Annotated in this window: 17 protein-coding genes; 6 read left to right on the forward strand and 11 right to left on the reverse strand. The window is 71.6% G+C overall.

Features of this window, described 5'->3' with window-relative positions; all coding sequences use genetic code 11:
• Position 1 precedes the first annotated feature (1 nt).
• Positions 2 to 796: a PhzF family phenazine biosynthesis protein gene (locus I4J89_RS10555; protein WP_196413691.1), complete on the forward strand. Its 795-nt coding sequence runs from the start codon at positions 2 to 4 to the stop codon at positions 794 to 796.
• Between the two features lie 4 nt (positions 797 to 800).
• On the opposite strand, the gene I4J89_RS10560 is transcribed toward I4J89_RS10555, so the two are convergent.
• Positions 801 to 1,379: a cob(I)yrinic acid a,c-diamide adenosyltransferase gene (locus tag I4J89_RS10560; protein ID WP_196413692.1), complete on the reverse strand. Its 579-nt coding sequence runs from the start codon at positions 1,377 to 1,379 to the stop codon at positions 801 to 803.
• 99 nt (positions 1,380 to 1,478) lie between these two features.
• Here I4J89_RS10560 and murA point away from each other — a divergent pair, with 99 nt between their 5' ends.
• On the forward strand, positions 1,479 to 2,768 hold the full coding sequence (gene murA, locus I4J89_RS10565) for a UDP-N-acetylglucosamine 1-carboxyvinyltransferase (protein WP_196413693.1): 1,290 nt from the start codon (positions 1,479 to 1,481) through the stop codon (positions 2,766 to 2,768).
• A gap of 11 nt (positions 2,769 to 2,779) precedes the next feature.
• On the opposite strand, the gene I4J89_RS10570 is transcribed toward murA, so the two are convergent.
• The gene (locus tag I4J89_RS10570) at positions 2,780 to 3,133 is read right to left on the reverse strand and encodes a hypothetical protein (protein WP_196413694.1); all 354 of its coding nucleotides are present in this window, start codon (positions 3,131 to 3,133) and stop codon (positions 2,780 to 2,782) included.
• 120 nt (positions 3,134 to 3,253) lie between these two features.
• Here I4J89_RS10570 and I4J89_RS10575 point away from each other — a divergent pair, with 120 nt between their 5' ends.
• The gene (locus tag I4J89_RS10575) at positions 3,254 to 4,102 is read left to right on the forward strand and encodes a 3-hydroxyacyl-CoA dehydrogenase family protein (RefSeq protein ID WP_196413695.1); all 849 of its coding nucleotides are present in this window, start codon (positions 3,254 to 3,256) and stop codon (positions 4,100 to 4,102) included.
• 159 nt (positions 4,103 to 4,261) lie between these two features.
• Here the strand turns inward: I4J89_RS10575 and I4J89_RS10580 are convergent, their stop codons facing one another.
• The 4 genes from I4J89_RS10580 to I4J89_RS10595 all read right to left on the reverse strand — a co-directional run bounded on the left by I4J89_RS10580 (position 4,262) and on the right by I4J89_RS10595 (position 9,619).
• Positions 4,262 to 5,014, reverse strand: a complete 753-nt coding sequence (locus tag I4J89_RS10580) for a hypothetical protein (protein WP_196413696.1) — start codon at positions 5,012 to 5,014, stop codon at positions 4,262 to 4,264.
• Positions 5,001 to 7,532, reverse strand: a complete 2,532-nt coding sequence (locus tag I4J89_RS10585) for an FtsK/SpoIIIE domain-containing protein (RefSeq protein ID WP_196413697.1) — start codon at positions 7,530 to 7,532, stop codon at positions 5,001 to 5,003. Before I4J89_RS10585 ends, I4J89_RS10580 begins: the two co-directional genes overlap by 14 nt.
• Positions 7,533 to 7,606: 74 nt before the next feature.
• Positions 7,607 to 8,950, reverse strand: coding sequence for a hypothetical protein (locus tag I4J89_RS10590; protein WP_309238256.1), 1,344 nt, complete (start codon positions 8,948 to 8,950; stop codon positions 7,607 to 7,609).
• A gap of 48 nt (positions 8,951 to 8,998) precedes the next feature.
• Positions 8,999 to 9,619 (reverse strand): DUF4126 domain-containing protein, encoded by a 621-nt coding sequence (locus I4J89_RS10595; RefSeq protein WP_196413698.1) that lies wholly within the window; start codon positions 9,617 to 9,619, stop codon positions 8,999 to 9,001.
• Positions 9,620 to 9,679: 60 nt separating this feature from the next.
• Between I4J89_RS10595 and nucS the strand changes: the two genes are divergently transcribed.
• The gene (gene nucS, locus I4J89_RS10600) at positions 9,680 to 10,339 is read left to right on the forward strand and encodes an endonuclease NucS (RefSeq protein ID WP_196413699.1); all 660 of its coding nucleotides are present in this window, start codon (positions 9,680 to 9,682) and stop codon (positions 10,337 to 10,339) included.
• A 968-nt stretch (positions 10,340 to 11,307) separates the two neighbouring features.
• Here nucS and I4J89_RS10605 read toward each other — a convergent pair.
• The 3 genes from I4J89_RS10605 to I4J89_RS10615 are packed head-to-tail and all read right to left on the reverse strand — an operon-like array spanning position 11,308 to position 14,948.
• Complete coding sequence (locus I4J89_RS10605; protein WP_196413700.1) at positions 11,308 to 12,801, reverse strand: DUF6297 family protein; 1,494 nt, start codon at positions 12,799 to 12,801, stop codon at positions 11,308 to 11,310.
• Positions 12,798 to 13,445 (reverse strand): ABC transporter ATP-binding protein, encoded by a 648-nt coding sequence (locus tag I4J89_RS10610; protein WP_196413701.1) that lies wholly within the window; start codon positions 13,443 to 13,445, stop codon positions 12,798 to 12,800. Before I4J89_RS10610 ends, I4J89_RS10605 begins: the two co-directional genes overlap by 4 nt.
• A gap of 9 nt (positions 13,446 to 13,454) precedes the next feature.
• Complete coding sequence (locus I4J89_RS10615) at positions 13,455 to 14,948, reverse strand: aldehyde dehydrogenase family protein (protein WP_196413702.1); 1,494 nt, start codon at positions 14,946 to 14,948, stop codon at positions 13,455 to 13,457.
• A 54-nt stretch (positions 14,949 to 15,002) separates the two neighbouring features.
• Between I4J89_RS10615 and I4J89_RS10620 the strand changes: the two genes are divergently transcribed.
• Both I4J89_RS10620 and I4J89_RS10625 read left to right on the forward strand, forming a co-directional pair.
• A complete protein-coding gene (locus tag I4J89_RS10620) occupies positions 15,003 to 15,329 on the forward strand; it encodes an Rv1322 family protein (protein WP_196413703.1) in 327 nt (108 codons plus the stop codon).
• A 39-nt stretch (positions 15,330 to 15,368) separates the two neighbouring features.
• Entirely contained in the window at positions 15,369 to 16,169 is an 801-nt protein-coding gene (locus tag I4J89_RS10625) for an alpha/beta hydrolase (protein ID WP_196413704.1), read from the forward strand.
• Here I4J89_RS10625 and I4J89_RS10630 read toward each other — a convergent pair.
• Positions 16,166 to 17,305, reverse strand: coding sequence for an AI-2E family transporter (locus I4J89_RS10630; protein WP_373688116.1), 1,140 nt, complete (start codon positions 17,303 to 17,305; stop codon positions 16,166 to 16,168). The genes I4J89_RS10625 and I4J89_RS10630 overlap by 4 nt on opposite strands.
• 66 nt (positions 17,306 to 17,371) lie before the next feature.
• Positions 17,372 to 18,784: a coiled-coil domain-containing protein gene (locus I4J89_RS10635; protein ID WP_230858761.1), complete on the reverse strand. Its 1,413-nt coding sequence runs from the start codon at positions 18,782 to 18,784 to the stop codon at positions 17,372 to 17,374.
• Between the last annotated feature and the right edge of the window lie 85 nt (positions 18,785 to 18,869).

Consider the following 18,869-nt stretch of genomic DNA (forward strand, 5'->3'; position numbering starts at 1 on the left):
CGTGCGCATCCGGGTCGTCGACGCGTTCACCGATCGCCCCTTCTCCGGGGCACCGGCCGGGGTTCTTCTCCTCGACGCCTTCGCAGAGGACGCCTGGATGCAGCGGGTGGCCGCCGAGGTCAACCACGCCGAGACCGCGTTCCTGCACCCGCTGCCGGCCGGCTCCGACGCCGACTGGGCACTGCGCTGGTTCACCCCGGCGGTCGAGGTCTCGCTCTGCGGGCACGCCACCCTGGCCGCCGCGCACGTTCTACAGGTGACCAGTCCGGTCCGGTTCGCCACCCGCAGCGGCGTGCTTGTCGCGTCGCCCGGTCCGGACGAGATGATCACGCTGGACTTCCCGACCGCGCCGCTGACGCCGGTCGAGGCCGACCCGGCGCTCGCCGCTGCCCTCGGTGTGGAGATCCGGTCCGTGTGGCACACCGGCCCGAACACCGATGACCTGCTGGTCGAGGTGGCCGACGAGAAGACCGTGCGAGCGATCGTCCCCGATCTGCGCGCGCTCGTGCCGCTCTCGAAGCGGGGCGTCATCATCACGGCGGCCGCCGAGACGGCGGCCGGCTACGACTTCGTCTCCCGCTTCTTCGGCCCGGCGGTCGGCGTCGACGAGGACCCGGTCACCGGCAGCGCGCACACCGCCCTCGCGCCCTTCTGGGCGGAGAGGCTGGGCCGGGACGAGCTGACCGGTTACCAGGCCTCCCCGCGGGGCGGCTTCGTGCGGGTCGCCCTGCGCGGTGACCGCACCCACCTGAGCGGCCACGCGGTCACCGTCATCGACGGCGAGCTGCGGGCCTAGCCGGTCACTTCCGGGCGCCGCCGGGGACCCACTTCACGTCCCCGTCCGGGTTGGCCACCCGGGACAGGATGAAGAGCAGGTCGGAGAGGCGGTTCAGGTATTTCGCCGGCTGCACACTCGTACGCTCCGGTTCCTGTTCTTGAAGAGCCCAGGCCGAACGCTCCGCGCGCCGCGCCACCGTGCGTGCCACGTGCAACAGGGCGGCGCCGGGGGTTCCGCCCGGAAGGATGAAGCTGTCCAGCGGTGCGAGCCGCTCGTTGAACTCGTCGCACCAGCCTTCGAGGCGGGTCACGTACTCCTCGGTGATCCGCAGCGGCGGGTATTCCGGGGGCTCCGGCGAGAGCGGGTTCCCCAGGTCGGCGCCGAGGTCGAAGAGGTCGTTCTGGATGGTGGCGAGCACTGCTCGTACCTCTTCGGGAAGATCGCCCAGCGCGAGAGCGACACCCAGCGCGGCGTTGCACTCGTCGGCGTCCGCGTATGCCGCGATGCGCGGCGCGGTCTTCGGCGCGACCTCGTTGTTGACCAGACGGGTCTGGCCGGCGTCGCCGGTACGGGTGTAGATCCGGGTGAGATGCACTGCCATGCGGCTGAGCTTAGCCTCGCATCCCGGCCGGCCCTCGCCTGTGCGGCCGCCGTCGTTCATGCGGCCCCTACGGAACCGGACTGGGACGCGGCCCATACCATGGCCCGCGTGGATGTGATCAGGGTGAAGGGCGGCGCGCGGCTCGCCGGCGACGTCGTGGTCGGCGGCGCCAAGAACTCTGCGCTCAAGCTGATGGCGGTGGCGCTGCTCGCCGAGGGCCGCAGCGTGGTGTCGAACGTGCCACGGATCACCGACATCGCGATCATGGCTGAGGTGCTGCGCCGCCTCGGCTGCGAGGTCAGCCTCGCGAACGGGGAAGCGGTCATCGACGTGCCCACCGAGCCGGGCAGCGAGGCCGATTACGACCTGGTCCGCCGGCTGCGCGCGTCGATCTGCGTGCTCGGCCCGCTGCTGGCCCGCCGCGGCTACGTACGGGTGGCCCTGCCGGGCGGCGACATGATCGGCTCCCGAGGTCTGGACATGCACGTCTCCGGCCTGGCCCGGATGGGCGCGGAGATCTCCGGCGAGCACGGCTTCGTGATCGCCTCGGCACCGGCCGGACTGCGCGGCACCAAGATCTGGCTCGACTTCCCGAGCGTCGGCGCCACCGAGAACCTGCTGATGGCCGCGGTGCTCGCCAAGGGCGTCACGGAGATCGACAACGCGGCGCGCGAGCCCGAGATCGTGGACATCTGCCAGATGCTCAACGCCATGGGCGCCCGGATCGACGGAGCCGGCACCTCCACCCTGGCGGTCGAGGGGGTGGACGGGCCGCTCAAGCCGGTCCGGCACACCACGGTCGGTGACCGGATCGTGGGCGGCACCTGGGCGTTCGCCGCCGCGATGACGCGGGGCGACGTGACCGTGCACGGCGTACGGCCGGAGTTCCTGGACATCGCGCTGGACAAGCTGGTCACAGCGGGTGCCACGGTCGAGCCCGGCGACAACCAGTTCCGGGTCCGGATGACCGAGCGGCCGAAGAACGTCGATATCGTCACGCTGCCGTACCCGGGGTTCGCGACCGATCTGCTGCCGATGGCGCTCGGTCTGGCCGCGGTCGCCGAGGGCGCGTCGCTGATCACCGAGAACATCTTCGACGGCCGGTTCATGTTCGTGAACGAGATGGTGCGGCTCGGTGCGGACATCCGTACCGACGGGCACCACGCGGTCGTGAACGGGCGGGAGCGGCTCTCCGGTGCCCCGGTGCGGGCCACCGACATCCGGGCCGGTGCCGGCCTGGTGATCGCCGGGCTCTGCGCGGACGGGGTGACCGAGGTCGGCGAGGTGCACCACATCGACCGTGGCTATCCGGATTTCGTCGCGGACCTGGCCCGGCTGGGCGTCGAGGTGGAGCGGACGGACGTACCCGAGCCGACCTTCGACTTCTAGAGGGAACCTCTTCAGAACGAGCCGACCAGGCGGCGGGCCTCCTCCACCTCTTCGCAGAAGACCAGCACGCAGACCCGGCCGTCGCGCCGGGTCGCGGTGGTCGCCCGGATGCCGGCGTCGCCGAGAAGTCGCCGGATCTCGTCGGCCACCGCGATGTCGTCGGCGACCGCTGCCGGGAAGAGGAGACCGTAGTCCTCCCGGTCGCCGAAGATCGCCAGGCCGTCCGCGTACCCGTCACGCGCCGGTTCGCCGCCGGCCGGTCCGGTGGGCTGCAGGCCCATGCGCCAGAACACCGCGCCGAGGAAGCCGACCAATCCGACGGCGATCAACGGTCCGATGAGGTACCAGCCGTCGCTCGTGGCCATGGGCACAGTCTGGCACCGACGACCCCCGATTTCTGGGTATTCGACCCGATCGGGAGCCGTGCTGAATCTTCGTTAAGTAGCGCCGTTAGACTGTGGCCCCCTCGGACTAAGGAGTGGAACATGGCGGGACGGCTCGCGGTCATCGGTTCCGGATTGATGGGTTCCGGCATCGCGCAGGTTTCGGCGCAGGCCGGCTGGCAGGTCACCATGCGGGACGTCGACGACGCCTCGCTCGGCCGCGGCATGACCGCGATCAGGGAGTCGCTGAGCCGGTTCGCGGCCAAGGGCCGGATCGCCGAGGACGACGTCGAAGCCACCCTCGCCCGGATCACCCCCACCACCGACCTGGACGCGGCGGCGGACGCCGACGTCGTGGTCGAGGCCATCTACGAGAAGATCGAGGCCAAGCACGAGGTCTTCAAGGCTCTCGACAAGATCTGCAAGGCGGGCGCGGTCCTGGGGACCAACACCAGCGCCATCCCGATCACCCAGATCGCCACGGTCACCGCACGGCCCGAGTCGGTCGTCGGCATCCACTTCTTCTCGCCGGTGCCGATGATGAAGCTGGTCGAGCTGGTCCGCGGATACCAGACCTCGGACGAGACCCTGGCCGCGGCGCGCGGCTACGCCGAGGAGGTCGGCAAGACCTGCGTCGAGGTCAAGCGGGACGTGGCCGGGTTCGTCTCCAACCGGCTCTTCTCCGCCCTGCTCGTCGAGGCGATCAAGCTGGTCGAGTCCGGCGTGGTCAGCGCGGCCGACCTGGACACGGTCATGAAGCTCGGCTTCGGGCACGCGATGGGACCGCTGGCCACCGTCGACCTCACCGGCCTCGACGTCATGCTCAACGCGACCAGCAACATCTACCACGACACGGCGGACGAGAAGTTCTTCCCGCCGGAGCTGCTCCAGCGCATGGTCATGGCCGGCGACCTGGGGCGAAAGACCGGCAAGGGCTTTTACTCGTACTGAGCTCGGTTCGCCGGTGCGGCTTCGCGTCGCACCGGCAAACCCCTTCGGGGTACGCCCCACACCTCCCACCGCGGAACTGGGCCGTCCCCCGCCTCCGGCGGCTACCGCCGGTGGTGCGGGTCCTGCAGCGGGCCGGCTCTCGCTCAGCGGGCGGTCTTGTCACCTGGACGCGGCGAAGGCCAGCGACAGCAGCGTTGCCGCGACCATGCCGCCGAGCAGGGTCAGACCGATGCCGCCGATGTCCATCCGGGCACCGAGCCGGCGGTGGGCCAGCAGCGCGGCCACCGGCACTCCGGCGGACGGGGCCACCAGGAACGTCAGCCAGCCCAGTCCGCGGATGAGCACGCCGCCCCACACACCCGTACCCCCGAAGGTCACCAGTCCGGCGGCCACCAGGCCGGTGAGCGCCGCGCAGACCGCGCCCACCACCGGCAGCAGCGGTAACGCCCAGCCGGACAGCGACCGGCGCCTGGCCGGGCGCACCGTCACGTCGATCCGATCCGCCGCGCGGGACAGAATGGTCCGCGGCGACTGCCGGCCGGGTGCCGGCGCGTCCTCGGTCGTCGGGCGCCGTTGCAGCGCCACCCGGGGCAGTGTCTCCACCGGTGCGGGTTCCGGCATCTCGCCCAGCGCGCGGACCCGCATGCCACGTGCCCGCCGCAGCTGGTCCCAGAGGCGGGCCGCCTCCCGGTCCACGTCCAGTACCTGAGCCGCCGCCGCACCGGCCCACCGGTCCGCGGCGAGGGCGTCGTGCTCGGCCCGGGCCAGTTCGCCGGCCGCCCGGGCGGCACTGTCCTGGTACGCCTGCTCGGCGTCGTCGAGTTCGGTGTCGCGCCGCCGGGTGACTTCGGCGAGGGCGCTCACCATCAGCTGGTAGTCGCGGCCCAGGGGCTGCCGGTCACGTGTGGTCACTGTTCACCTCGTACGGGATGATCACTTCGGGTGTGCGGTGCACGGATCGGTCGAAGAACAGCGCCCTCCTGCGCCGCGGGTGCCAGACCGGACCTTCGGGTTGCGGGTGCAGCGGAGCGAGGTCGGCGCCCGGAACGTCGAGTGCCACCCAGGCGCCGATCGTGTCCAGGTCACCCAGCCGGGCTGTCGAACGCCACCAGCCGAGCACGTGGGTGCGCTGTTCCGGTCCGTCGGCCAGCAGGGTCCGCAGGGCGGCCTGATGCTCGGGGCCGGCCTCGTCCAGCGCGTAGCCGAGCACGTACCGCGGGACGTCGGAGTGGGTCAGGTCGAAATGGACGTCGGTGGTGTCGTACCAGTCGGCGGCGGGGAGCTCGGCGACCAGGCGGGCCGCGGCACGTTCCGCCTCGGGCGCCAGGCAGACCACGCTGAAGTGCGCGGGGCCCTGCGCGGCGAGGGACAGTGCGGCGGCCGCGAGCACGTCACAGGCCTCATCGGTACGCGTACCGAGCACCGCCAGGTTCCGTCCCGGCATCCGTCCGAGCCGAAGCCGGGCCGGCTGTGCCGCGACGTCGATCCGCTCGCCGAGCACCGCCCCCGGGGACGACCCGACCGGCGCGTCCACCGACGGCACCCGTCCCGACGGCCGGTACGCGGCCGGCAGCCGCGGGACCGCGCCCCCGTCGAAGAGTCGCGGCTCCTCGCAGCCGAGCGGCCGGTTCCGCCACAGCCTGCGCTGGACGGTGCGCCAGGCGCCGCGGTCACCGGCGTCCGGCAGCCGGACCACGCGGTTGGCCCCGGCCACGCCGGACATGGTGTTCACCACCGCGTGGAAGCGGGGGATGACGGCCGCGGCCAGGTTGTCGCCGGCCAGGATCCCGTGCGCCTTGGGCAGCGCGATCCGCAGCTTGAACCGGCCGATCAGTTCGGTACGGCCGGGCAGCGCGGTCTCCCCGGCCGAGAAGATCAGATGGATGCCCTGTGCCCGGCCGCGCGAGGCCAGGTCCTCCAGTAGTCCGGCGGCCTCGTCGGCGATCGCGTCCCGGCCGTCGAGCAGCACCGGGAACTCGTCGATCACCGCGACGATCCGGGGCCAGTGGCCGGCCGGGTCCGCGCTGCGCAGCTCGGCCAGGTTGCCCGCGCCGTACCGTTTGGCGGCCTGGGCCCGGCTGCGCAGCTCCTCGCCGAGGTGACGCAGCATGGCCAGCCCGAACTCGCGATCGTTGCTGACGTTGATCCCGGTGAGGCGCACCTGTGGCAGCCAGCTGGGGTCGCGGGGGCCGGGGGCGTACCGGGCGAAGGACACGCCCGCCGCGAAGTCGAGCAGGTAGAGGGCGAGCTCCTCCGGGCCGTACCGGGCGGCGAGCGAACCCAGCCAGGTGTAGATCAGGTTGGTCTTGCCGGATCCGGGCGGCCCGCCGATCAGCGCGTGCGGAGTGTCGTCATCGAGCGGCACCTCGACCAGCGTCTGGTCGGTGCTGTCGCCGATCGGCGCCAGCAGGCCGTTCCGGGACGACTCGATCCACTGCCGGGCCGGCTCCAGGTCGGCGATCCGGGCCGGTGGCGGCCCGGCTCGCAGCCGCTCCGCCGCACCCTGGCAGAACGCGGTGATCCGCTCCGCGGCGGGTGGCGGGTCCAGGCGGATCTCCAGCCGGCCGAGCGAGCCGCAGGTGGCGATCTGGTCGCGGACCACGATCCGTTCCACCGTGGGATGCGACTCCAGCGGCAGCCCCCGGACCACCAGGTGCACCCCGCACGCCACCCCGGTACGCGCGATCCGGTTCAGTTGCGCCTGCTGCCCCGCGGTCAGCTCGGCGGCGGCCGCCTGATCCGCGAGCAGCACCACGAGCCGCCACGGCGCCGGTTCGGACCCGGCCCTCTCGTTGACCCGGCAGATGTGCTCGACCAGGTCGTCGAGGAGCGACCCGAGCCCGCCGGGCCCGACCAGCGCCGGTCCCAGCGGTGCGAACGGGGCGAGCGTCTCGCCGAGGTGCTCCGGGTCGTAGACGGTGAGCTGCACATCGCCGGCCCGGGTGCTGCCGAGTGCCCGGAGCAGCACCCCGGTGATCACCTCGTCGAGGACCCGCGCCGGGCCCGTCAGGTGCAGGTGGGCGGCACCGAGCAGCGGGACCAGGCCGGGCAGCGTGGTGGTCTCGTCGAACGAGATGGCCCCGATGCGCAGCAGTCCGGGACGGCCGCCCGGCTCCGGCTCGCTCGGCGCCCAGAGCCGCCACGGCGCTCCCGCGGCCCCGGTCGCGCTGACCGTGGCCAGGCCACGCAGGTGGCCGGCGAGCTTGGTGGCCTCGTCCTGGTAGCGCCGCTGGATGTCGTCGCGGGCCGCCTCCCGGGCCGCGGCCAGCTGGGTCAGGCACGTGGCGTACGCGTCGCGGACCAGCCGCCGCCGGTTCTGCGCCTCGCCACGCGCCGACTCGGCCGCGGCAAGCACGGCCCGAGCGGTGCCACGCGCCTCGGCCAGTTCCTGCCGGACCGCGGCGACGAGCGCGTTGCGGTGACTACCCACGCCATCCCCCGGAGCCCATGGTGGGGGATTTTAGCCATTTCCGCACCTTTTGGGGTTTTAGCGGTGCGTGTCGCTCAGGGTTGGCGTGTCGCTATCTCGTCCGTGGCCGGTCGCCCCGGCAACGCCCGGTGCCGGCCCCCGAGCTCGGTCCAGAGCCGCTCGGCCACCACCATCGCGGCTTCCCGCTGCCACTGCCGGGTGACGTCCTGCGGCACATAACGCCGGAACCAGTCCACGGCCAGCCGCGCCTCCCGGCTCATCCCGTCACTCCGCTGCCGCCGCGCATACGGGTTCAGCCCCAGCACACAGCAGAACTGGAGCACGTTGTAATACCGCCACTCGTCCGTGGTGCTGAACGGGCCCGGCGGCCGCAACGCCGAAACCGACTCCCGGAGCACCGCCCGCAACTCCCGCGCCCGGGCCCGCGGCTGATCCTCCCGCCCGGCCAGCCGCCGCTCCACCACCGGCATGTCGGTCAGCGGGCTTCGTGCCAACCGGTCCAGGTCACCGAAGTCGTTGAGAGCCCGCCGGGTCAGCCGCAGAAATTCCGGTTCACCGATCGCACCCAACCGGCGCGGCTCCCGTCGCCGCAGCAGCGCGTCCGCGTTCAGGAACAGGGTCGCCCGGTCGGATCGCAGCGCGACGTCGTCGTAAAGCGCCACCCGGTCCAGCAGCCGCCGCAGCCGCCCGGCCAGGCCGGCTGCCGCCGACATGGCCGCCACCACGCCGAACTGCACCAGAACCACCCCGTCATGGTCCGGGACCAGCAGCATGGTCACCGCGGCGGGCAGCGCCACCAGCACGGTCACGGCGACCCCGGCGACCAGCGAACGGCGCACGTCCGGACGCAGCCGCTCACCAGACTCCATCGCATGGGCCACCGCGATCAGATAGCCGACCGCCAGCAGGTCCACGCCGATCGCCCCGATCAGCAGCATGTCCCCGTCCAGCTCGGCGGGGGAGAGCAGAAGGCCGAGGCCGGACGCGTACAACACGGCCATCACGGTCAGAGCGGACGGAAGCATGCGCGGCACGATCCGGCCCCGGTGCCGCCAGAGCAGCGTCAGGCCGCCGAGCAGCGGACTCAGCGCGATCAGCCGGCCCACCCCGGGCAGAGCGATCACCATCGGCAGGAAGAGCACGCCCAGAATCAGGGCGCCGCGGTCGATCGGCCGCCGCTCCGGCGGCGTCAGCGGCAGCAGCGCCACCACCGAACCGGCCCAACCGAGGGCCGGCAGGCAGAGGAAGACCTGGGCGGGCATGGCATCCGGTGCGATGGTCCAGGCCGCGACCCCGATGGCGTACGCCACCAGCGCCGCCGCCGACCAGCGGAGCACCCAGCGCCGCGGATCACGCCCGATCAGATAGCAGGCGAGCCAGCAGGACAGGGCGAAAGCGGGTACGGCGACTGCGGGCACCCGAGAAGTCAACCAAACAGTTGCCGCGTCTCGACACCCGAGATTCGTTCACACTGAACCGACCCCGCGGCGGAAAACCGATGCAACCCCGCTTTTACGCCTACGCCGTCGCCGTACCACCCAGACCGCGCCGACCAGCAGCACGAGCAGGCCGATCAGCACCAGCACCGGAAGCACAATGGCCAGAATCGACATCGCCACACTGCCGAAATCCTCGGCGGTGCTGGCGACCGGAGCGCCGAAGCCGGCCGTGGTGGCGTTCACCACCGGCCGGGAAGCGGTCTTGACGGCGTGCACGCCCAGCGCGATCAAACCGCCGGCCACGATCGGCACCCACTGATGTGAGGTGAAGAACGTGCCCGGGTCCGAGACGGTCACCGTCTCCGAAGCCGACCCGGCGCCGAACGCCAGCCCGCCGGCCGTCGGCCGGACGAACGTCTGCACCATGTCGTTCAGGTGGTCCACGACCGGGACCTTGTCGGCCACCACCTCGATCGCCAGCAGCAGGCTCAGAATCACCAGAGTCCAGCCGTTGGCCAGCCAGGACCAGCCCGTCGGCAGGCTGATCGCCTCCGTGTAGCGAGCCAGCAGACCCATCGTCAGCAGTGGAATATATGCATTCAGGCCCGCGGATGCCGCGAGGCCGGTACCGGTCAATGCTTCGAACACGAAACCAGCATGGCACCGGCATGCGAACCCCGCCGGGTACGCGTCGGGTAGTGTCGCCCGGTGCGTCTGGTCATCGCGAAGTGCTCCGTGGACTATGTCGGCCGTCTCTCCGCCCACCTGCCACCGGCGGTGCGGCTGCTTATGGTGAAAGCCGACGGGTCGGTGTCCATTCACGCCGACGACCGTGCCTACAAGCCACTCAACTGGATGAGCCCGCCCTGCAAACTGCAGGAGGCGCCGGGCGTCTGGAAGGTGGTGAACAAGGCCGGCGAGGAGCTGCGGATCACGCTCGAGGAGATCTTCCAGGACTACTCGTACGAGCTGGGGGTCGACCCCGGTCTGCAGAAGGACGGCGTGGAGGCGCACCTCCAGGAGTTGCTGGCGGAGCACCCGGAGACGTTCGGCGAGGGGTGGACACTGGTCCGCCGGGAGTTCATGACCGCGATCGGTCCGGTGGACCTGCTGTGCAAGGACGCTTCGGGCGGCTCGGTGGCCGTCGAGGTGAAGCGGCGTGGCGAGATCGATGGGGTTGAGCAGCTGACCCGCTACCTCGAACTGATGAACCGCGACCCGCTGCTGGCCCCGGTCAAGGGCATCTTCGCGGCGCAGGAGATCAAGCCACAGGCGCGCGTTCTTGCTACTGATCGCGGGATCCGCTGTGTCGTGGTCGACTACGACAAGTTGCGGGGTATGGAGCGGAACGAGCTCACCCTCTTCTAGAGAGCTTCCGTAGTCAGGCCCACGCTCAATGCTGTCTCAACGGCCGCCAGACAGCACTCACGTGGGGCCGGGCAAGACCCTTGAGCTCTGCTCGCGGTCTGCGTTTCTCTCGCGCTCGCGAGGTGGGGACGGTTTTGGGGCGGCGATGGCCCACTCCGGGCGGTCAGGCTTGATCCCTGCGTGGACCATCACCGCCCCAAAACCTTGCCTGCTCACCGTGGGCAGCGCGGCTCGCGCGAGCAGCCCGCCCGCCCGCCTCCAGCTCGCCTCTTCGCGGGTAGCCCGCTCCGGCCCAGGTCACCTCTTCGCGGGTAGCCTGCTCCGGCCCAGGTCACCTCTTCGCGGGCGGCTTGCTCTGGCCACCGGATGAGACCCCCGAACAAACGTGCGCCAGCGATGGCTCGCCGAGCCCGGCCGTCCGTCACGCACGTGTTGAGCCTGGGGGAGGTGCGTCATCGACGGCTCGCCTGGGCCGCTGCCCACCGCGACCGGCCCGACGACCTGGACCCCGCGCGGCGGCCGCTGGCAAGCCATCCCGTGTGCACCGCGGCCGGCTCCACGGCCCAGACCCCGCGCGGCGGGCGCTAGACATCTTTCGCGGTCAAGGTCCGAGCTGACCGTTCCAGAGTGCCCGTCGCGGCAGTCGCGCGGTGGCCCAGCCCGGCCCAGCCCGGCCCAGCCCGCTCGGCTCTGGGTGGCGCGGCACGGGCCAGCGCGGCTCGGCTCGGTGCGGCCCGGGAGGCGGTGACAGCCATCAGGCACAGCCGAGCCCGCTTCTTCGGCCTGTTGATCACTGGCGTGCGGGTGCCGGACGAGGCCTCGATTGCGTGTGTGGGCGCCAGCCGGGTGGGTCGAGCTGGCTTTCGTGCACGTCGTCCGGTTCTTCGTTACGGGCGTGGGCGGCAGCGGGGTGAGGCGAGCTGCATGGTGGGCACAGTTACGCGGTTGCTTGGGCGGCGGAGGGCCAGCTAGCGGGTGAGGTCTACTCGGTCGTTTGAGGTGGAGTAGGTCACGTAGGCGCGGACGCCCAGGGCGGTGACGACGGCCTGGATGGCGATGGTGGTCAGCGTGGGTGGGGTGTTGGTGGCGATGGCCAGCATCGTGGGCAGGGACAGGATGAGCAGGTCGGGGCCGGCTACGGAGCTGAGCAGCGGACCGGTGGAGACGGTGCCCATGGGGGTGTCCAGGGGGAGCAGGTCGTTGCGGACGAAGCCGACCCGGGCTCGGCGGACGGCGGCGGCGGCGCCGATCGGGCCGAGGGTCAGGCCCAGCAGCCACCAGAGGCTGCCGGGTACCTTGCCGGTGGCCTGGAGCAGGGTCATGGCGAGGGTGGCCCAGGTGGTGGCCAGGACGGCGGGAATCGCTAGGCGCTGGGTGAGTGCCTGGCGGGAGCTCAGGCCGAGGAGGCGCAGCAGGACCGGGTTGCCGGCGTCGGTCTTGACCGTGGCGGTGGTGGTGCCGGCGGCGATCATGGCACCTAGCGGGAGCACGGTGGCCAGGAGCCAGCCGGAGCCGCCGGCCACGAGCAGCGGCAGGGTGGTGGCGGCGGTCAGCCAGAGCAGGCGGGGCAGGTGGCGCCGGGCCAGCAGGTAGTCCTGGCCGATGAGTACCGGGAGGCGGGCCGGCGGCCGGGACGAACGTAGCCGGCGATGGGCCCAGAAGCGGCGTTCCACCATGTCGGCGACCCAGGAGGGCTCCATGCCGAAGGCCGCGTCGAAGAGGGTGCCCGCGGTCTGCGAGGACTCCAGGATGCGGTCGTTGGGAGTGCGCGCGAGTCCGCGTACCGCATGCAGGAAGCCGGCGGTGACCAGGACCGTGAGGGCACCGACCAGCGGAACCACGATCGTGGCGGTGGGCCACCCGGCCAGGGTGGGCGGCGCCCAGCCGGCCGCCTCCGCGACCAGCTCGGCCAGGGCCGCGGCGAGTGTGAACGCGACGATCCGGTCGGTGAGCGCGGCCCGGACCGGGTCGCCCTGCGCGGTGACGGCGGCCAGGAAGAGGGCGACCCCGGCGACGGCCGCGCCGGCGGTCATGGCGGCTACCGGTGCGGCGTCGCGCTGTGTGGTGTGGCCGACGACGGCGAAACCGGCCGCGGCGGCCAGCAACGCCGCCGCGATCGCGGTGAGCCGGGCTGCGGGAAGCAGCAGCCGGCGGCGGCTCACCGGGGCGGTGAGCAGGAAGTACGCCGCCGGTCGGCTGAGCGAGACCGGGCCGAGGCGGCGCAGGGTCATCAGGAGCAGAGAGCCGCACAGTACGCCCAAAGCGATCGCCGACACTCCGGAGAGTCGCGGCTGTTCGGGCCAGAGGACGGCGGTGATCTGCTGGTGCAGCATGGCCCCGACGATCACCACGAAGAGCAGAGCGAAGTAGAGGCTGCCCAGGGTCTCGCCGCGGTCGCGGTGCGCCGACTGGGTGCGGTGTATCCAGCGGCGGACCGGGCGAAGCGGGACGGTGGCGGTCACGCCCCGGGTCCGCTCAGCGAGTCCATCGTGGTGATCTCGGCGCCGGAGGCGAACGCGAACTTGTCGTCGTGGCTGGCCAGCAGCAGGGAGCCGCCGGCCGTCAGGTAGTCGGCGAGCATCGCGGCCACCAGGGCCCGGCCGTCCGGGTCGAGGCGCTGCTCCGGCTCGTCGAGAATGAGTAGTGAGCTGGGCCGCAGCAGGGCCAGCAGCAGGGTGAGGCGCTGCTTCTGCCCGGAGGAGAGCGACGGCGGGATGGCGTCAGCGTGCCCGCCGAGGCCGAACCGTTCGAAGGCCTCGGCGATGCCGGCGTCGTCCGGGTCCTGGCCGTGGGCCCGGCAGATCAGTTCGGCGTGTTCCCGGGTGGTGAGACCCGGATACCAGGTCGGCGGTTCCACGGTGGTCACCACGGCACGCCAGAAGTCCGGGGTCTCGCCCGGTTCGCCGCCGAAGACCCGGATGGTGCCGGCGTCCGGCCGCTGCAGGCTGCTCACGCAGCGCAGCAGGGTGGACTTGCCGATGCCGTTCTCCCCGGTCACGCAGACGCCGGTGCCGGCCGGGACGGTGAGTCCCACGTCCACCAGCACCGGCGTGGAGCCGTAGCTGACCGATAGACCGCTTACCTCGACCGCCGGGTGATCGACCACCCGATCAGATTAGGGCTTGCGTCCGTACAGCAGGCGCAGTGCCTTGACGATCTGTCCGACCTGGGCCGGGGTGCGCTCGAAGGTCGTCGCCGGGAGCAGGGACCTGGCCCGCCGTACGGTGATCGCCTTGGCCCGGGCGAACTCGCGCAGCCCGTCCTCGCCGTGGATCCGCCCGAAGCCGGACTCGCCGACCCCGCCGAACGGCAGGTTGCCCATGCCGACGAAGGTCAGTGTCCCGTTCACCGCGACCATCCCGGAGCGCATCCGGCGGGCGATCCGGATCGCGTTCTTCTTGCCGAACACCGAGCCGCCCAGCCCGTACGCGGTGTCGTTGGCCTTCTGGACGGCCTCGTCCGCGTCGCGCACCTTGGTGATGGTCAGGGTCGGCCCGAAGGTCTCCTCGCGCATCTCCGAGGAGTCCTCCGGCACATCGACCAGGACCGTGGGCGAGACATACGGTGCCTGCACCGCCGAAGCGCCCCCGAGCACCGCCGTACCGCCCTTGGCCAGCGCGTCCTCGATGTGGTCGCGGATGATGTCGAGCTGCCGCGGCATGGTGATCGGCCCGATCTCCTCGCCGGTACGCAGTTTCGCCGCCTTCTCCACCACCGCGTTCACGAAGCGGTCGTAGACCGGGGCGACCGCGTACACCCGCTCGATGCCGATGCACGTCTGGCCGGCGTTGGTCATCGCGCCCCAGACCGCCGCCTCGGCAGCCGCCGCGACGTCCGCGTCCTCGTCGACGATGAGCGCGTCCTTGCCGCCCGCCTCGATCACTACCGGCACCAGGTTCTCGGCGCAGGCGGCCATCACCTTCTTGGCGGTCGCGGTGGATCCGGTGAAGGCGACCTTGCCCACGCCGGAGCGGCACAGCGCGCCGCCCACGTCGCCGAACCCGTGCACGGTCTGAAGCACCGGGTGTTCCGGGACGATCTCGGCGAACGTGTCGGCCAGCCACTGCCCGACCACCGGCGTGTACTCGCTCGGCTTGAGCACGACCGTGTTGCCGGCGGCCAGCGCGCCGCTGATCGGGCCGATCGGGGTGACGATCGGATAGTTCCACGGGCCGATCACGCCGACCACGCCGAACGGCTGGTACTCCAGGTGCCCGGAGTGCTCGGCGACCAGCAGCCGGGTACGCACCCGGCGCGGCCCGAGCACCCGCTTCGCGTTGCGGGCCGCCCAGTCCAGGTGCTCCACCGCGGCGGCGACCTCCATGATCCCGTCGGTGACCGGCTTGCCGGCCTCCCGGTGGGTCAGTTCGGCGAGCTCCTGGATCCGCTCCACCAGGAGGCTGCGCCAGCGCAGCAGGCGGGTCTTGCGGCCGTCGTAGCCGAGGCCCTGCCACCAGGCCGCGGCCGCACGGGCGCGTTCGACGGCGGCGACGACCGCCTTCTCGTCCGCGACCGGCACACGGCCGGCCTCGTCGCCGGTGGCTGGGTTCGTGGAGATCAACCAGCCGTCCTCGATCACGGGTGTTCCGGGAACGTGAGTCGCCGTCATGTACGGGAGTGTAGGGCGATGGTTACTGATCAGTCACTACGTACTCTTGGACTCGTGAGCCCCCGCCGCAACCGACCCCGCCGCCATGCCGACGACGAGCCGCGTCCGGAGCGTCCCGGCATCACCGAGCAGCGCGTTCAGCAGTGGCAGGACGGCGAGTGGATGGTGCGGAACATCTTCGGCGCGGCGGCCACGAAGACGTACCGGTGTCCCGGTTGCGTGCAGGACATCCGGCCGGGTGTGGCGCACGTGGTGGCCTGGCCGGCCGACGGTTACGGCGACGAGGCCGACCGGCGGCACTGGCACACCGGATGCTGGCGGGCCCGGGACCGGCGCGGCCCGGGTGTGGAGCGCTCGCGCAACGCACCCCGCTATGGGTAAGCCCGCTAACCGCCCTAAAGAGGACTAAAGGCTTTAATGATGAGCAATCAAATCCGTGCCAACTCGATCCTGCCCGCCGACCGGGAGGAGATCGAGCTGCACACCGCGGACGGCGTCACCCTCGTCGGTGAGCTGGCGCGCCCGCGCGACCGCGAGCCGGTGGCCACCCTGGTCTGCCTGCACCCGCTGCCCACGCACGGCGGGATGATGGACAGCCACGTCTACCGCAAGGCCGCCTGGCGGCTGCCGGCCCTGGCCGGGATCGCGGTGCTGCGGTTCAACACCCGCGGCACGAGCAGCGTGCGCGGCACCAGCGGCGGCTCGTTCTCGAACGCCGTGGACGAGAAGTACGACGTCGCGGCCGCGATCGAGTACGCGGAGTTCGCCGATCTGCCCAACATCTGGCTGGTCGGCTGGTCGTTCGGCACCGACCTGACCCTGATGTACGGCCTGGACCCGGCGATCAGCGGCGCCATCCTGCTCTCCCCGCCGCTGCGCTTCTCCAAGCCCGAGCACCTGGACGCCTGGGCCGCCTCAGGCAAGCCGCTGGCCGCGATCATCCCGGAGTTCGACGACTACCTGCGCCCGGCCGAGGCGACGGAGCGATTCGCCGCGATCCCGCAGTGCGAGGTCGTGCCGGTGGAGGGTGGGAAGCACCTCTGGGTGGGTGACGCCGAGACCGTGCTCGACGAGATCGTCCGCCGGGTCGCGCCGGAGGTACCCACCCCGCTGCCGCGGACCTGGGACGGCCCGATGGAGACCGGCGACGCCGGGGCGTACGCGGACCGCACGGTCGCCGCCTTCTCCGACGTCGAGGTGCCCCGCCCGCTGCGTGACTAGCGCTGCTCCATGCTGGGTTGCAGCACCTCGCGCGAGATCAGCTGGATGGCGGCCACCATCGGGATCGCGGCCAGAGCCCCGATCACCCCGAAGAGCCCGACCCCGACCAGGGCCGCCACCAGCGCCGCCACGTCGCTGACCTTGACCGATCGGCGCATCACGTTCGGATAGATCAGGTAGTTCTCCACCTGCTGGTAGACGATGAAGAACACGATGCAGACGATCCCGTCGGTGATCGACGACGCCAGCCCGACCAGGCTGACGATCACGGCGCCGAGGGTGGCGCCGATCTGCGGGATCAGGTCGAAGACCGCGACCACCACGGCAAGCGCGAACGGGTACGCCAGGCCGAGCGCGAGGGCCAGCCCGAAGGTGCTCACCCCGGCCAGGATGGCGATCGCGAGGGCGCCCACCATGTACGCGCCCACCTTGGTGAGGATCTCGTCGGTCAGCAGCCGCACCCGGTCCCGCCGCGACGCGGGCACCAGTGAATACCCGGCTGCCTTGATCCGCTCGAAGGCGGCCATGAAGTAGATCGTCAGGACCAGCACGGTCAGGATGTTGAAGATCGTCCCGAACAGCAGTTTGGCGCCGCCGACCACTCCGCCCACCGCGTTGCCGACGGTTCCCGCGTTGATCGCGCTCTGCACCTTGTTGGCGATGTCGTAGCGCTGGACCAGCTCGTTCACCGTCTCGCTGCGGCGCAGGCTCTCGATCGTCTCGGGCGCGTTGTTGATCAGCTCGGTGGTCTGCGTGACGAGCGGCGGGATCAGGGCGACCAGGCCGCCGGCGAGCAGCCCGACCAGGCTGAGCGCGACGATCGCCACGGCCGCGCCGCGGGGCAGGCCCCACTTGCGCAGCCGGGTCACCGCCGGGTTCAAGCCGATCGCCAGGAACAGCGCGATGAAGATCAGGACCAGGATCGACGCGGCGTTGCGGACACCGAGGAAGAGCGCGTACGCCAGGATGGCGCCGAGTCCGAAGAGGAATCCGAAGAAGAACGGGCTGCGCCGGTTCAGCGGTGGCCCCGGCTCCCCGAACTCGGCGGGCTTCTCCTCCACGACCGGTTCAGGCTCAGGCTTGGCCTCGGTGGAGGACTCATCGGGGGACGACATCGGGACCTCCACATGGCACATCGGAGATCCCGGACGTTATCCCCGTCTCGTCCGCTCCGCCACCCGGCGGAGTGGACGTGTCGGCACCTACTCCGCGTCGGCGGGAACCCGGCTGGGCTGCGGGACGGTCACCTTCGCCGAGGCGGTCACCTTGGCGGGCGGGGCGGTCGGCACCTCAGCGGCGTGGGCGCCGGTCGAGCCTCCGGCCGGGGGTTGGCCGTCGGATTCCGCGTACGCCTCCTGGTTCTCCGGATCGGCGGCGGCCGCGAGCACCGCGGCCGCGGCGAGCTCAGCCACCCGCTTGGCCTCTTTTTGCACCTGGCGCCGGACATCGGCGGCGTGCCGCTCGGCGGCCTCGCCGGCGCGCTCCGCCTCGCTGACCCGCTTGAGCTCCGCCTCCAGGCGCTTGCGCACGTCGGCGAGGCGCTGCTGGGTCCGCTCGGCCTCCTGCTCCGCGGTCTGCGCCTGCTCCTGTGCGGCGGCCCGGCGCTGCTCGGCCTCGGTGATCTCGGCCTGCGCGGCCTCGAGATCGCGACCGGCCTGAGCGATTCGCTCCTGCTGCGCGGCGATCTCCTTGCGTACGGCCGTGGCCTGCTCGTCGGAGCGGCGCAGCACCTCCTCCGCGTACTTGTCGGCCTCGCTGCGCAGATCGGCGCACTGCTTCTCGACGCCGGCGCGCATCTGGGCGAGCTCCTCCAGCACCGAGTGGCGGCGCAGGGCGAGCTCGTGCTCCACGGACGCCTTCAGGTCGGCGTGCTCGCGTTCCGCCTCGTTGCGCTTGGCCGTGATCTCCTGCTGGGTCTTCTCCCGGAGCGCCTTGAGCTCCTGCTCGGCCTGGACCCGGGTGGACTGCACGTAGCCGTCCACTTCGGCCTTGGTGCGCTGAGCGTCCTGAGCCGCCTTCTCGACCAGGTGCTTGGCCTCGCTGCGGGAGCGGGACAGGACGGCCTCGGCCTCGGAGTGCAGCTGCTCGGCGTTCTGCCGGGCGGCGGCCACCGCCTTGTCGGTGGCGGCGCGCTTGGCGGCGTCCGCCTTCTCCTCCTCGGCGCGGCGTGCGGCCAGGGCGATCTCGAAGTCGCGGATGCCGTCGTGGGCGTGCGCCTCGGCCTCCGCCCGGATCCGCTCGGCCTCGGCGAGCCGGCCGGCGATGTCGTCGGTGGCGGACGCCTTGATCGCCTCGGCCTGCTCCTCGGCGAGGGCGAGGATCTGCTCGACCCGCGGGCCGAGGTGGCGGAACGAGACCTCACCGGTGATGCCGGAGTTGCGGCGCGTCTGCGTGATCTCCTGCTGGAGCCGCTCGATCTGCGCGCCCATCGCCTGAATCTGCGAGTAGGCCTGCTCGCGCTCGGCGGCCAGGGCGGCGATCTCGTTCTCCGCGCGAGCAACGTATCGCTCGACCTGCTTCTTCTCGTATCCCCGCAGAGCGGTTTCGAAGCTGGGCTCCGTGGCCGCCTCTCCGCCGAGACCGAAGATTTCACCGCCGTGCGACATGTTGTCCATCCTCACATACGCATCGTCCCGGAGCATATCGGTACACACCGGGTTGGCAGGGACTGTGCGGGTAGTCACCTTTTGTCTCACCTCG

The organism is Actinoplanes aureus (genome assembly GCF_015704865.1).
In the GTDB taxonomy this organism is placed as follows: domain Bacteria; phylum Actinomycetota; class Actinomycetes; order Mycobacteriales; family Micromonosporaceae; genus Actinoplanes; species Actinoplanes aureus.